This is a genomic window from Bradyrhizobium ingae, assembly GCF_055791185.1.
This window is the reverse complement of sequence record NZ_JBVUBB010000018.1, coordinates 23,136-36,484: the sequence shown is the minus strand read 5'-3', so window position 1 is coordinate 36,484 and position 13,349 is coordinate 23,136. Positions and strand designations below refer to the sequence as shown.

Annotated in this window: 17 protein-coding genes; 16 read left to right on the top strand and 1 reads right to left on the bottom strand. The window is 64.8% G+C overall.

Translation table 11 applies throughout. The features are described 5' to 3' along the window. The first annotated feature begins 1 nt into the window (after position 1). The 7 genes from ACV1FX_RS24055 (at position 2) to ACV1FX_RS24025 (ending at position 7,139) form a co-directional block, all read left to right on the top strand. The gene (locus ACV1FX_RS24055) at positions 2 to 439 is read left to right on the top strand and encodes a hypothetical protein (RefSeq protein WP_473120048.1); all 438 of its coding nucleotides are present in this window, start codon (positions 2 to 4) and stop codon (positions 437 to 439) included. 92 nt (positions 440 to 531) lie between these two features. Then, on the top strand, positions 532 to 1,590 hold the full coding sequence (locus tag ACV1FX_RS24050) for a phage major capsid family protein (protein ID WP_473120047.1): 1,059 nt from the start codon (positions 532 to 534) through the stop codon (positions 1,588 to 1,590). Continuing rightward, entirely contained in the window at positions 1,524 to 2,753 is a 1,230-nt protein-coding gene (locus ACV1FX_RS24045) for a glycosyltransferase family 9 protein (protein WP_473120046.1), read from the top strand. Before ACV1FX_RS24050 ends, ACV1FX_RS24045 begins: the two co-directional genes overlap by 67 nt. Positions 2,754 to 2,958: 205 nt before the next feature. Then, complete coding sequence (locus ACV1FX_RS24040; RefSeq protein WP_473120045.1) at positions 2,959 to 3,252, top strand: HNH endonuclease; 294 nt, start codon at positions 2,959 to 2,961, stop codon at positions 3,250 to 3,252. A gap of 227 nt (positions 3,253 to 3,479) precedes the next feature. Then, positions 3,480 to 5,381 carry a phage major capsid protein gene (locus ACV1FX_RS24035; RefSeq protein ID WP_473120044.1) on the top strand — a complete coding sequence of 634 codons (1,902 nt, stop codon included), beginning with the start codon at positions 3,480 to 3,482 and terminating at the stop codon, positions 5,379 to 5,381. A 63-nt stretch (positions 5,382 to 5,444) separates the two neighbouring features. Then, the gene (locus tag ACV1FX_RS24030; RefSeq protein WP_473120043.1) at positions 5,445 to 5,732 is read left to right on the top strand and encodes a hypothetical protein; all 288 of its coding nucleotides are present in this window, start codon (positions 5,445 to 5,447) and stop codon (positions 5,730 to 5,732) included. A 6-nt stretch (positions 5,733 to 5,738) separates the two neighbouring features. After that, the gene (locus tag ACV1FX_RS24025; RefSeq protein ID WP_473120042.1) at positions 5,739 to 7,139 is read left to right on the top strand and encodes a phage portal protein; all 1,401 of its coding nucleotides are present in this window, start codon (positions 5,739 to 5,741) and stop codon (positions 7,137 to 7,139) included. A 97-nt stretch (positions 7,140 to 7,236) separates the two neighbouring features. Here the strand turns inward: ACV1FX_RS24025 and ACV1FX_RS24020 are convergent, their stop codons facing one another. Beyond that, entirely contained in the window at positions 7,237 to 7,869 is a 633-nt protein-coding gene (locus tag ACV1FX_RS24020) for a hypothetical protein (RefSeq protein ID WP_473120041.1), read from the bottom strand. Positions 7,870 to 7,974: 105 nt separating this feature from the next. On the opposite strand from ACV1FX_RS24020, the gene ACV1FX_RS24015 reads away from it, so the two are divergent. The 9 genes from ACV1FX_RS24015 to ACV1FX_RS23975 all read left to right on the top strand — a co-directional run bounded on the left by ACV1FX_RS24015 (position 7,975) and on the right by ACV1FX_RS23975 (position 13,330). After that, positions 7,975 to 8,481: a hypothetical protein gene (locus ACV1FX_RS24015; RefSeq protein WP_473120040.1), complete on the top strand. Its 507-nt coding sequence runs from the start codon at positions 7,975 to 7,977 to the stop codon at positions 8,479 to 8,481. After that, positions 8,474 to 9,127: a head-tail connector protein gene (locus ACV1FX_RS24010; protein ID WP_473120039.1), complete on the top strand. Its 654-nt coding sequence runs from the start codon at positions 8,474 to 8,476 to the stop codon at positions 9,125 to 9,127. The genes ACV1FX_RS24015 and ACV1FX_RS24010 overlap by 8 nt, the downstream gene beginning before the upstream one ends. Beyond that, positions 9,120 to 9,512, top strand: coding sequence for a hypothetical protein (locus ACV1FX_RS24005; RefSeq protein ID WP_473120038.1), 393 nt, complete (start codon positions 9,120 to 9,122; stop codon positions 9,510 to 9,512). Before ACV1FX_RS24010 ends, ACV1FX_RS24005 begins: the two co-directional genes overlap by 8 nt. Then, positions 9,503 to 9,859: a hypothetical protein gene (locus ACV1FX_RS24000; protein WP_473120037.1), complete on the top strand. Its 357-nt coding sequence runs from the start codon at positions 9,503 to 9,505 to the stop codon at positions 9,857 to 9,859. The genes ACV1FX_RS24005 and ACV1FX_RS24000 overlap by 10 nt, the downstream gene beginning before the upstream one ends. Further along, complete coding sequence (locus ACV1FX_RS23995) at positions 9,859 to 10,545, top strand: hypothetical protein (protein WP_473120036.1); 687 nt, start codon at positions 9,859 to 9,861, stop codon at positions 10,543 to 10,545. The genes ACV1FX_RS24000 and ACV1FX_RS23995 overlap by 1 nt, the downstream gene beginning before the upstream one ends. Beyond that, positions 10,535 to 10,828, top strand: coding sequence for a hypothetical protein (locus tag ACV1FX_RS23990; RefSeq protein ID WP_473120035.1), 294 nt, complete (start codon positions 10,535 to 10,537; stop codon positions 10,826 to 10,828). Before ACV1FX_RS23995 ends, ACV1FX_RS23990 begins: the two co-directional genes overlap by 11 nt. A gap of 35 nt (positions 10,829 to 10,863) precedes the next feature. Beyond that, positions 10,864 to 12,429 (top strand): phage tail sheath C-terminal domain-containing protein, encoded by a 1,566-nt coding sequence (locus ACV1FX_RS23985; protein ID WP_473120034.1) that lies wholly within the window; start codon positions 10,864 to 10,866, stop codon positions 12,427 to 12,429. An 80-nt stretch (positions 12,430 to 12,509) separates the two neighbouring features. Next, the gene (locus ACV1FX_RS23980; protein WP_063685533.1) at positions 12,510 to 12,878 is read left to right on the top strand and encodes a phage tail tube protein; all 369 of its coding nucleotides are present in this window, start codon (positions 12,510 to 12,512) and stop codon (positions 12,876 to 12,878) included. Then, positions 12,875 to 13,330 (top strand): phage tail assembly protein, encoded by a 456-nt coding sequence (locus tag ACV1FX_RS23975; RefSeq protein ID WP_473120033.1) that lies wholly within the window; start codon positions 12,875 to 12,877, stop codon positions 13,328 to 13,330. Before ACV1FX_RS23980 ends, ACV1FX_RS23975 begins: the two co-directional genes overlap by 4 nt. The last annotated feature ends 19 nt before the right edge of the window (positions 13,331 to 13,349 follow it).

Genomic DNA, 13,349 nt, shown 5'->3' with positions numbered 1-13,349 from the left:
CATGCCGCTTCTGCGATGGCGTGCGGAGCACGGTGAAGCTCCAATTGTCACGCTGGCTTGCGCGCGGACCGTCGATCTCTCGCCAGCGAACGGCAGCGTCGGATCAAACACCGTCTACATCAAGGGCGAAGGCACCATCGAGTCCTTCGGCGACGGGCCTTCCGGCGACATCGACCCGCAAGGTCGAAAGTGGGGCCTCGCCATCACCAAGACGGTGTTCTTCGACGCCGGGATCACTCTGAAGGCGTCGCATCGCCTCGCCACGCTGAGCGAGCGAGATCGCGTGATGCTGACGCCATGTGTCGGCGTCTATCGCTGCAACGGCGGCAGCAACTGGGGCGAAGTCATGTTCGCCGCGACCGGCGCTGCGGAAGTCTCGCGCCGCCTGGACGACATCGATGAGCGGCTCGCCGAGATCGAGCGACGCTTAGCGAAATAAACCCCGAGATGGGCGGCGATTGACTGCTCTGGCGTGATCGCACGCCGGACGCCGCCCGCGCGGGCTTCCTTCTCCGAAAGGGAAAGACCCCGATGAAGCACGAGAGCCAGAGCGCGTTCCGCCGCGAACCGCGCGAGCCGGTCGTGGGCGGCAATCTGTTCACGCGTTCGCTCACTGCGAGGACGCTTGCGAGCCTGCGCCGCAGCAAGGCTGCCGAGGTGGCCGCCGAGATGTGGCCGAACGACCGCTCGCTGGAGCATTTGCTGACGCGCGCTGCGTCCAACCCCGCAATGACCAGCGTTCCAGGCTGGGCCGCTGAACTGTCGCAGCGTTACGTTAGCGACGCGATCGAGGCGCTGGGCCCTGCATCGTCTGCCGCGCAGATTTTGCGCAAGTGCCTGGTTCTCACTTTCGACGGCTATGGCAGCATCAGCGCACCGGGCTTCGTTGCCGAATACGGTAACAGCGGCTTTGTCGCGGAGGGCCAGCCGATCCCGGTCCGCCAGTTGGCGACGACGCCTGCCGTGATGGACCCGCACAAGCTCGCCGCCATTGCCGTGCTGACGCGGGAGATGCTGGAGTCGTCCAACGCCGAAGCCCTGATCTCCGACGCGCTCGTGAAAGCAGCGGGCCGCATGATGGACGAGGTGCTGTTCGACGCCAATCCGGCTGCGGCCAATCGGCCTGCCGGTTTGCGCTACGGCGTCGCCGCGCTTCCCCCCAGCGCCGCCACCGATGGGTTCGAAGCCGTCTTTGAAGACGTTGCGTCGCTGATCAATTCGCTGGCGCCTGTCGGCGGCAACGGGCCCTACATCCTCGTCGGGGCTCCAGGCCGCGCCGTGATGATGGGCGCGCGGTTCGCCGAGCGGAGCGACGTGGACCTTTCCATTTTCGGTTCGAGCGCGGTGGTCAACGACCTTCTGGCGATTGCGCCAGCCGCCCTGGTCGCCGCGATCAGCCCCGAGCCCGAGATCGAGACCGTCAACGCGTCAACGCTGGTGATGGATACCGCGCCCGGAGCCGCTGGCACCATGGGGCCGGAAAAGGAGATGTGGCAGACCGATAGCATCGCCATCAAGGTGCGATGGCCGGTGTCCTGGGTCTTGCGCGATCCGCGCGGCTTCGCCTGGACGACGCCGACGTGGAAGTGACGTTGCAGCCGTTCGTCGACGATCTGCCCGACCTCGACCCGGTCATTTTCCACGAGCCGACCGAATATGGCTGGCGCGGGTTGACGGCGCAGGGCGAGGTGCTGGAAGTCAGGAGCGGCAACGGCAGCGTGCCGGACTCGATCATCGTCGCGCATGCGGGCAAGCCCATCGGCCGGCGCGCGGTCACCAACGAGGTGACGGTCGACATCGACGGCTATCTCGCGCATTTCAATCGCGTGGTCGCGCTCTATCGCGACAACCAGGTCGATGAGGCTCTGAAAGAGTCGGACGCGACCTTGAAAGCCGCCCCGACCCTGCGCGCTAGGTTCAATCGCGCGATGGTGCTGCTTGCGGCGGGCCGCTGGGCCGAGGGCCTGGACGAATTCTGGCAGTGTGAGCAGGCAGCGCCGTTCATGCGGCCCCAGGTCCGCAACGCGCTCGACCGGGGCATGCGGCCCTGGCGCGGTGAAGATTTGCGCGGCAAGCGGCTGCTACTGCTGCACGCCCACGGTTTCGGCGACACCATCATGATGCTTCGCTACCTGCCGAAGCTGGTCGCGATGGGCGCGCATGTCGAGCTGGATATGCCGCCCGAGCTGCAGCGGTTGACGCAGCGCTGGCCCCGCGAGACGGACGGCGACTACTTCTGCCCGATCCTGCATCTGCTGCACTTCCTGGGCGTCACGCCCGAGAGCGTCGATGGCAGCCCGTACATGGCGGTCGAGGCCGAGCTGATCAGGCGCGTGCTCCTCCCGCGAAGTGGCCGCTACCGGATCGGCATCGCCTGGTCGGTCGGCAAACCGAGCGACGGCGACTATCCGCGCGAAGTCCCGCTCGACCAGCTGGTCGCGGCCCTGGGCGACGCCGAGCTGCACAGCGTCCAGGTCCAGAACGCGGATGAAGCGCGGGCCCTGGGCGTCCAGGTGCACGACTTCAAAGACTTCACCGATTGCGCCGCGCTGATGATGCGGATGGACGAGATCGTCAGCGTCGATACCGCGGCGCTGCATTTGGCCGGAGCCATCGGGCATCCGCGCGTGACCGCGCTGCTGTCGCATTGGGCGAGCTGGCGCTGGCTCGCGCCCTGGTACGCCGACATGCGGCTATGCCGTCAGGCATCCGCAGGTGATTGGGCGAGCGCGCTCGCCGAGCTGCGCCGCTAACTCTTCGAAAGGATCGTCATGCCGAAGCTAACAGCCTCGCGGCTGCGGGCATTGCTGCACTACGACCCGTCCACGGGCGTGTTCACCTGGCTCGTTGACGGTCGAGGGTACCAGCGCAAGAGGCGCAAGGGCCGGAACGATCAACGGCAAAGGCTATCGGCAAATCTGCATTGATGGAGCGATCTATCTCTGCGGTCGGCTCGCCGTGCTTTGGATGACGGGCCGCTGGCCCGGCGAACTTGTCGATCACCACAACCGCGTCAAGGACGATGATCGCTGGAGCAATCTGCGTGACGCCGACTATTCGCGAAATGGCGCGAACAGCCTAGCGCGAAAGGGCTGCAAGGGCGTCGTCCGCACGCGGGGCAAGTACGAAGCGCGCATCAAGGTCAATTACAGAACGATCTATCTCGGCCGCTTCAATCGGCCAGAGGATGCGCATGCCGCCTATTTCGCCGCCGCCGAAAAGCACTTCGGTCAATTCGCGAGGAGGGCCTGATGGACGAGCGCATCAAGCAGGACATCGAGCCGGATGACGGTGAAACTTATGAAGAGTGGATGGATAGGTGCCTCGACGAACTCGGCGACGAGGACGCCTGTCAGCTGATCTGAGACAACGATGGCGATGACGATGAAGACCGCGCCGCCACCGGCATCAAGCACAAGACGCATGCGGGCCAGCTCACTGGCCTCGAGTTCGTCCTCTCGGACGAGACGCCCGACCGCATGGACGATGTCATTCTCAGCGACGGCTGGGACCTGAAGAACTTCAAGCGCAACCCGATTGCGCTGTTCAATCACAAGAGCGACTTCCCGATTGGGAAGTGGAGCAACCTGCGCGTCGAGAACAAGCAGCTCCGGGGCCAGCTTGAGATGGCCCCGTTCGGCACGTCCGAGCGCATCGATGAAATCAGGAAGCTGATCGACGCGGGCATCCTGCGCGCCGTCAGCGTCGGCTTCAGACCGCTCGAAAGCAAGCAGCGCGAAGGCAGCGATTGGGGCGTGACCTTCGTTCGAAGCGAGCTGGTCGAGACCTCGCTGGTCTCAGTGCCAGCCAATCCAAACGCCTTGGCCGTGGCCAAGTCGCTGAACATCTCCCCGCAAACGATGGACCTCCTGTTCGCCAAGCACGGCAGCATGGACGCGAGGACCAGGCGTCGCGGGATCACTGGCGAGCAAGCCAATACATCTCGTAATCGAAAGGGCAGCGCCATGTCTGGCCTGGCTCAACGTATTACCGACTTGGAGGCGCAGATCGTCGCCAAGCGGGACCTCCTCGAAGCCCATCTCGCCAAGATGGACGACAGTAACGTCAGCGACGCCGACCTGGAGACGACCAGCAGGCTCAATTCCGACATCGCCCAGCTCGAAAAGACCCGCTCAGCGCTGGTCGACTCCGAGAAGCTGCTGGCGAAGTCCTCGGCCGATGGCAACGGCGCAAGCCGCAGCCGTTCGCTTTCGACGACCGTGATCACGGGCGCGGATCGCGAGCGCGTTGCCGCCCCCGCGATCATCGTCAATCGCAAGAAGGACCTCGATCTGCTCGACTACATCGTGCGCGGGGCCACCGTGGCGGTTATCGCCAGGGTGACCAACAAGTCGGTCGAGGAGACGCGGCAGCGCATCTACGGCGACGACGAAGGCACCAAGGCCATCGTCGAGATCGTGACCCGCGCGGCTTCGGCCCCGGCGATGACCACCGTCACCGGCTGGGCGCAGGAACTGGCGCAGACGACCTATGCCGATCTGATGCCGCTCCTGATGCCGAAGGCGATCCTGACCCGCCTTGCGCCGAAAGGTCTGACGCTGAGCTTCGGCACCGCTGGCCGCATCGTCATCCCGACCCGCTCGCGCACGCCCTCGTTGGCTGGCTCGTTCGTCGGCGAAGGCATGGCGATCCCCGTTCGGCAGGGAGCGTTCACCTCGCAGACGCTCACGCCGAAGAAGATGGCCGTGATCTCGACCTGGACGCGGGAGATGGGCGACCATTCCGTTCCCGCGATTGAGGGCCTGATCCGCCAGGCGATCCAGGAGGACACCAGCGTCGCGGTCGACTCGGTCCTGATCGACGCCAACCCGGCGACCACCATCAGGCCCGCTGGCCTGCTCAACGGCGTGGCGGCGACTGCCGCGACGGCGGGCGGCGGCATCGCGGCGCTTGTCGGCGACATTACCGCGCTGATCAACTCCATCAGCACGGCGACCTACGGCAACGTGCGCAATCTGGTTTGGCTCGCCAACCAGACCGACTTGCTGCGTGCCTCGCTGCTCTCGGCGGCTAACACCGGCATCTTCCCCTTCAAGGCGGAGATCGCCGCCGGTTCGCTGAACGGCGTCCCGATCATCGACTCGGCCACGGTGCCGGCAAAGACCCTGATGCTGGTCGATGCTGCCGACTTCGCCGTGGTCGGCGGCGAGGCTCCGCGCATGGAGATGAGCGATCAGGCGACGCTGCACATGGAGGATACCAGCCCGACCGATCTGGTCGCTGGGTCGCCTGGTACGGTGGCTTCGCCGCAGCGCTCGCTGTTCCAGACGGACTCGCTCGCGCTGCGGATGGTGATGCCGCTCAACTGGGTCCAGCGCCGGGCAGGCACCGTCGCCTGGACGCAGAACGTCACCTGGTGACCAGCGCTGACCGTGCGCTGTCTTGAGCAGCGCACGGCCATCCCCAACGAGGAGGACATTCCGATGACGACCAAACTTGCAGACGATCCGCAGACCGAGGCCGCCAAGAAGGCGGTCGCAGAAGAGAAGAAGGCCAGCGACAAGTCGCGCGCCGAGTTTGCCGAGCGCACCAAGGGCAAGCCGACGCCGACGCAGGAGGAGAATGACCTCTCGATGTGCGGCGCGCATATCCTTGAGCACGAGGACGATGGGAGCGGACCCGACCCGCACCAGACCAAGGTCCTTGAGGCCGAGAAGCCGAGCGCGAGGCCTGGAGCGAACTACCAGACCAGGGCACATCGCAGCGAGTGACCGGGTGTGGGAAACTGGCTGTCGCGCGTTGCCAATCGGCTGATCGGAAAGGCCGAGGGCGAATACCATCCCGGCCCATGGTATTTGCCGATCACGGGCGGCTGGCTTCCCGCTGGCGTGGGCGATTATCTGAACTGGTGGCAGAAGGGCTACGACCCTATCGGGCTGTCAGCGCAATCGGCCATGGTCGAGGCCTGCGTCTCGGCATATGCGCAAACCGTCGCCATGTGTCCCGGCGATCACTGGCGGCTCAACAGCAAAGGCGGGCGCGACCGGGTCAAGAACTCGGCGCTCGCCCGTTTGCTGCGTCATCCGAACGACTATCAGTCGATCAGCGATTTCCTGCTGAACGCGACGCGCTCGCTCTATCTCGACGGCAATTGCTATGCGCTGGCGTTGAGGAATGACCGGTACGAGGTCAACGAGCTGCATCTGATGAAGCCGGAGCAGTCGTTTCCGCGCATCGCGGTTGGCGGCGAAATCTTCTACCAGCTGCACGGTAACGACGTGATCTCGGCGCGGCTCGGCGAGTCCACGATATTGGCGCCGATGCGCGATGTGCTGCATATCCGGCTGCACACGTTGAAGCACCGTTACCCGGTCCCGCTGATCGGCGAGAGCCCTATCGTTGCCGCCTATGGTGACATCGGCGTCGGCAACGCCATCGCGCGGCAGCAGCAGTCCTTTTACATGAACGAGGCGCGGCCCTCGGCGGTACTGTCCACCGACCTGGTGCTCGACAAGGATCAGGTCCAGGCGCTGCGCGACCGCTGGAACGATCAGGCCAAGGGCCTGCATCAGGGCGGCACGCCGATCCTGACGGCGGGCCTGAAGGTGCAGCCCTGGTCGGTCGGCGGCAGGGACGCGGCAACGGCCGACATGCTCAAGCTGTCGAACGAGCACATCGCGCTCGCCTTCCGTATTCCGCTGCAAATCCTTGGTCTCGGTGGCGCGGCCTACGGCTCGACCGAGCTGCTGATGCAAAGCTGGATCGCGTCGGGCCTGGGCTTCTGCCTCAACCACATCGAGGAAGCCTTCGGCGTGCTGTTCGGGCTGAAAGGCCAGCCCGACGAATATGTCGAGTTCGATACGGCGGCATTGCTGCGGTCGGCAATGAAGGACCGCATCGAAGCGCTGGCGCGCGGCGTCCAAGGCGGCATCTTCGCGCCCAACGAGGCTCGTCAGCAAGAGGGCCTCGACGCCGTCGCGTTCGGCGACGAGCCGCGCGTGCAGCAGCAAGTCGTCCCGTTGAGCGCAGCGGGCAAAATCCCGGCATCGCCTGCGCCGCCATCGGCACCACCGGCACCGCTCCCGCCCGAAAAAGGCAATCGCGATGACATTCAACGGGAAGTCAGAAACCTATTTAGGCTCACCGAGCACATCGGACGGCGGCGACTTGCTCCTTGATGCCTGGCGCGAGGCGCTCGCCCAGGTGTTGGAGACCCAGCAGCGGGAATGGCAGCGCGAGCGCGCCCTGATCGAGGCGCAGGCCGCAGCGACCGTTTCAGAATTCAAGGCCCACGTCACCGAGCTGAAGGCCCAGCTCGCGACGCTGCGCGGCGAGTTCGCTGAGCTGATCAATGCGCGCCTGGCCGAGCTGAAGAACGGTGCGGACGGCACGCCAGGCGAGCCAGGCTCTCCAGGGCCCGCTGGTGAGAAGGGCGATCCAGGCGAGCGCGGCGAGCCCGGAGAACGTGGCGAGCCCGGAGAGTGTGGCCCGCAAGGCGAGCCGGGTCCTCCTGGTCCCGCTGGTGAGAAGGGCGATCCAGGCGAGCGCGGTGAGCTCGGTGCTCGCGGCATTCCTGGCGAACGCGGACTGCACGGTGAGCCAGGCCCTCCTGGTCCTCCCGGTGAGAAAGGCGAGCCGGGCGAGCGCGGCGAGCCCGGTGAACGCGGGCCGCAAGGCGAGCGCGGGCTTGAGGGTGGCCCCGGTCAGCGCGGAGAGAAAGGCGATCCCGGCTTGGATGGTGCGCCCGGAGAGCCAGGTGAACCTGGCCCCGCAGGCGAGAGAGGCGAGCGCGGCGAGCCTGGTCCAAAGGGTGACGCTGGAGAGAAAGGCGTGCCTGGAGATAAGGGCGAGCCTGGTGCGAGGGGCGAACAAGGAGAACATGGCGAAAAAGGCGACCAGGGTGAGCAAGGTAATGAAGGGCCGACGGGCGAACCTGGTCCTCGCGGTGAGCAAGGCGAGCGCGGTGAAAAGGGCGAGCCTGGGCAGAGCGGCAAGGACGGCGCGCCGGGGCAGTTGAAGGCCGCGAGCCCGTTTGCCGAGGGCTCCGTCCACTATGAGGGCGATATCGTCACGCACCAGGGCTCGACCTATCAAGCCCGGTGCGACACCGCACGCCCGCCGCCGCACAGCGACTGGGCCTGCATCGCGGCTGCGGGGCGCAACGCCAGCATGCCGTTGGTCTGCGGCACCTATCGCGAAGGCGAAGCGTACAAGTTCTTGAACATCGTCGCGCTCAACGGCTCCGCGTTCGCCGCGCGCTGCGATGATCCGGGGCCCTGCCCAGGCGACGGCTGGCAGCTGATCGCGTCGGCGGGCCGCGCAGGCAAGCCCGGGCCGAAAGGCGAGCGCGGCGAGCCGGGGCCGCGCGGACTGCCCGGAGCGAATGCTGCGGCCATCGTCCGGTGGGAAGTCAACCGCGCGGCCTACACCATCACGCCGATCATGTCGGATGGCAGCCAGGCCGCCTCGATCAACGTCCGCGCGCTGTTCGAACAGTATCACGAGGAGAGCGATGGCTGACATCAGCATCAAGGTGCTTGAGCCAGCGGACAGCTACGACCTGGCGTCGCTCGACGAGATCAAGGCGCTGATCGGCATCGCCTCGACCGACACCAGCGAAGATGAACTGTTGCAGATGTGGATCACGACCTATTCCGACATTATCGCAACGACCTGTCGCCGCGTCTTCGCCAAGGAAACCGTCGTCGAAACCTGGCGCGGCGACACAAAGCCGTTCGATACCGACAATGGGCGGGTTTTTCTCACGCATTATCCGGTTGCTGATGGCGACATCCAGTCCGTCACCGGACCTGATGGCGCGGACCTTAGCGGCACCTATGAGCTGGAAAACGCCAGCGGCAAGCTGCAGTTTTTCAATACGTCCTGGAGCGAGCCGATCCGCATCACGTACACGGGCGGTTATGAGCTACCCGACGAAGCGCCGCCAGCCCTCAAGCAGGCACTGGCATTGCTGGTTCAGAGCGCGCGGGTGTGGCAATCGCGCTCGATGACGGCGGGCGTGCGCTCGATCTCGCATCGCGAGTCGCGCGTGCAGTTTTTCGACGTGAACCAGGCCCTGGAGAAGATGAGCGGCCCAGGGCCGCTCGGCATGGCGGCCGGAATGGTTGAGCCGCTGCTCTCTGCGTACATGCGCTACTATGTTTGAGATCAAGGTCGAAGGCGCGGACCAACTCCTCAAGAAGTTCGACACCTTCGGCAAGCAGCTCGACGATCTGCACAAGCAGATGCCCGAGGAGCTGGTCGATTGGCAGCGCACCGACATGCGCCGCAAATATCCGAACATCGAAGTCAGCGGCGACAAGGACGAGACGACGGCCGAGACCGATATCTGGCCACGCTCGCGCAACGAGCAACCCGGAAACGGCTTCACCAGGTCGAAGCGGCCAGCGGTCGCTGCGCCGAAGCGGTATCGCGCGACAGGCGCAGGCCGCCAGCCGCCATCGACGCGACCCATCCTGCGCACCGAGCTGTTCACCAAGCTGGTTGACCGGATGACCAAGCTGCTCGCCGAGGCGATGAAATGGCCATAAACCTGGACGTGCTGCTGCAATCGCCGATCTTCGATTTCTGGGCGATTGACTGCACGTTCGTTCCGCTGAAATCGCAGCCCTCTGCAGGCAGCTATCCGGGGCGCGGCATCCTCAACACCTATTCGACCGACGTGACCGCGCTCGACGGGTCGCTCTATTCCGATCAGCGCACCATCCTCGACATTCGCGAGAGCGAGTTCGCCGTGCTGCCGATGCAGAACGATCACGTCATCATCCCGGTCGACTGCAACAACGTGCCCAAGGGCGAGTACCAGATCGTCGATGCGGTCAGCGACGGCGGCGGCCAGACCATGCTGACCATCCGCAAGTACGAAACGGTCATGTGATGGGCGTTACCGACACGCAGAGCTATTCGCACGTCATCCGGAACGTGCTTTTCGATGCGTTGTCGGCCGACACGTTCTTTGCGAGCTACACCTGCCGCAAGAACAAGATGCTCGTCGCTCGGCCCGAGTACCTGCCTTATCTCGGCGTCTACATCATCGACGAGACGATGCTGCCCGATGGCGACGGCAACGCGGGCGAAGTCCGCTTCATTCACGCCACCCGCATCGGCTTCTCGGTCCTAGCGGCGAACAATGACCAGGACGCGCTTGAGACGCAGCTCGATGCGGCCTTTTGGCGGATCATGAACCGGCTGTGGCCGGACGAGTACATCATGAACCTGCTGGACACTACGAACCCGAATACTGGGCAGCAGAACCCCGATAACACCCGGATCGAGAGCATCGAGCGCGGCGTGCGCCGCTATGTCTGGGGTAACGCAGCGTTCAACAACGAAACGCCGGTCGGCGAGGTGCAATACGACATCACCTGCCGTCACCGCACCTATTGGTCGCCAGTCATCCCCGACGACCTGCTGACCATCGATCTCAAGACCGGCATCAAACCTGGCGACACGCAGGACGAGATGGACCAGCGCCAGCAGCTGCACGCCACCTATCAGTTCGACCCGTCGAGCTTCAGCGCGAAACGGGACTTCAAGCAAAGGAGCAAGGGCAATGGCCGTTAGCAAAGCATCGCTGCGCGGGCTGCGCATGAACGAGCGTATGGAGAAGATGCGGGAAGCCAACAAGGCGGCTCAGAAAACGGTCCGCGTTACTCCCGCGAACGACACCATGCGACGGTTGCTGAAGCATCCGCACGCTGGCGGCTTCCAGGCAAGCGGCAGCGCCGAGTGGCCCGATGACCGCTTCACGAAGCGCCGGATCGCGGATGGCGACATCACGCGCGACGAGGACGGACACCGCGACAAGGGTCGATCCCACCGCAAGCACGAAGACACCGCCGCCTAACCAGGGCGGCGTTTTTATTTTGAGGAGAGCCAGTCATGCCGATCAGCTTTGCCAACATTCCTGCCAACATCAAGGTGCCGCTCTATTGGGTCGAGGTCGATCCCAGCATGGCAGGGCGGCCGACGATCAATCTGCGCGCTCTGCTGGTCGGCGTGATGAAGGGCGGCACCGCCGAGGCCGACATTGCGGTCCCCATCGGCAGCCAGGCCCAGGCCGACGCCCAATTCGGCGAAGGCTCCGAGCTGTCGCGGATGTTCAAGTCGTTCTTCGCGAACAACTTCGCCAACGAGGTCTGGGGCCTGCCCCTCGTCGAGCCGACCGGTGCATCGGCAGCGACGGGTGATGTCGTTATCACGACCCCGCCGACCGAAGCTGGCACGATCCATCTGTACGTCGCGGGCGACTATGTCCCGGTCAACGTGCTGACCACCGACACGCCGACCACCATCGCGGCTGCCATCGCGGACGCAATCAACGCCGACACCGCGCTGCCGGTCACGGCGACGGCGGCAACCGGCACTGTGACGCTGACTTCGACCTTCAAGAGCGTCAACGCCAACGAGATCAACGTCTCGCTGAACTATTACGGTTCGACGGGCGGCCAGCAGACGCCGGTCGGGCTCGGCATCACCTTGCCCGCGAGCGGCTTCCTGACGGGCGGCACCGGCACGCCAGTGTTCACCACCGCGATCACCAACCTGGGCGACGAGCCGTTCGAATACGTCGCCGTGCCCTATACCGACAGCAATTCGCTGTTCGAGTGGGACCAGGAATACGGCTTCACCGATCAGGGCCGCTGGGGCTGGCAGCGCGAGCTGTTCGGCCATGTGATCTCGGCCAAGCGTGGCACCTATAGCGGGCTGCTCACCTTCGGCGACACCATGAACAGCGGCGTCGAGTCGATCATGGGGTTCGAGGTCGCGAGCCCGTCGGCGTCCTTCGAATGGGCTGCGGCCTATACGGCCAAGACGCAGCGCGCCTTCATCAACGATCCCGCGCGGCCGCTCCAGGCGCTGACGCTGAACCAGATCAAGGCGGCCCCGATCCATCAGCGGTTCGACTTCATCGAGTTGAACTCGCTGGCCTCGAACGGCATCGCCATCCAGAAAATCGGGTCGGACGGTCAACCGATGATCGCCCGCGAGCAGACGACCTACCAGCTCAACCTCTACGGCCAGCCCGACGACGCCTATGAGCTGATGACCACGCTGGCGACGCTCGCCAAGCTGCTGCGCAATCAGAAGCAGGCGATCACCTCGAAATTCCCGAGGCACAAGCTGGCCAACGACGGCACCAAGTTCGGGCCCGGCCAGGCCATCGTCACCCCCGGCATCATCAAGGCCGAGCTGATCAACCAGTACCAGCAGGATATGTACGACGGCCTGGTCGAGGACCTGGTCAACTTCAAGCGCAACCTGCAAGTCGAGCGCGACCCGAACGACCCGAACCGGGTCAACGTGCTGTACCCGCCTGATCTCATCAACCAGCTCCGCATCTTCGCCGTGCTCGCGCAGTTCCGGCTGCAATACGACCGCGGAATTGACACGCAGATCGTCGGCCAGCCCCAGCCGCCGTTCAACGCCGCGTCGGGCGCTTCCTAACCACCATCACATCACCGGCCTGCACAACCGCGCCAACCGGCGCGGCAGTCGGTGCTGGCAGATCGAAAGGAGACTGATCAATGGCACAGAGGATTGCAGGCATTGCGTTCCTCACTGTCGATGGGACGCAATTGGCGCTGCGCGGCAACTTCACCGTCAGCCCGTCGCCGGTCGAGCGCACCATGATCGCAGGCCAGGATGGCGTGCACGGCTACCAGGAGCTGCCGCGCGTGCCGTACATCGAGGGCGATCTCTCGACGCTTCCGGGCTTTTACCTGGAGGACCTGCTCGCCGAGACCGACGTGACCGTCGTCGCGCAGCTCGCCAACAACATGCAGTACATCCTCACTGGCGGCACCTGCAAAGGCGGGTTCGAGAACAACACGCGCGATGGCCAGGTGCGTGTGCGCTGGGAGGGCGTCACTTGCCAGGAGGTTAGCCTCGCATGAACGTAGCGCCGAAACGAGAAGGCTTCATCGACGAGAGGCCCACGCCGAAGATCATCGACGCCGAGCCGCTGCCCCAGGCAGAAGCCAAGCCCTCGCGCACGATGCCGCCGCCCGAGGTCGAGCCGTCGCCAGCAGAGCTGCCGCCGATGTGGCAGGACGAATGGCCGATGGTGGTGAAGCTGCTCAACAAGCCGATCCACAACAACAAGGGCGAGCAGATTACGGAGATCACGCTGCGCGAGCCTCGCGCTGGCGACATCAACCGCTACGGCAATCCGGTCCGCATCAACCAGGAAGGCGACGTGGTCTGGGACGAGCGCAAGATGACCTACATGATTGCGGCGCTCTCGGACATCCTCGCGCCTTTCATCGAGGACATGCATCCGCGCGACTGGAATACCGTGGCGATGAAGCTCCGAAATTTTTTTCTGCCCGATCCACGGGCCTGGTAGGCGACGAGGACGAGATCAT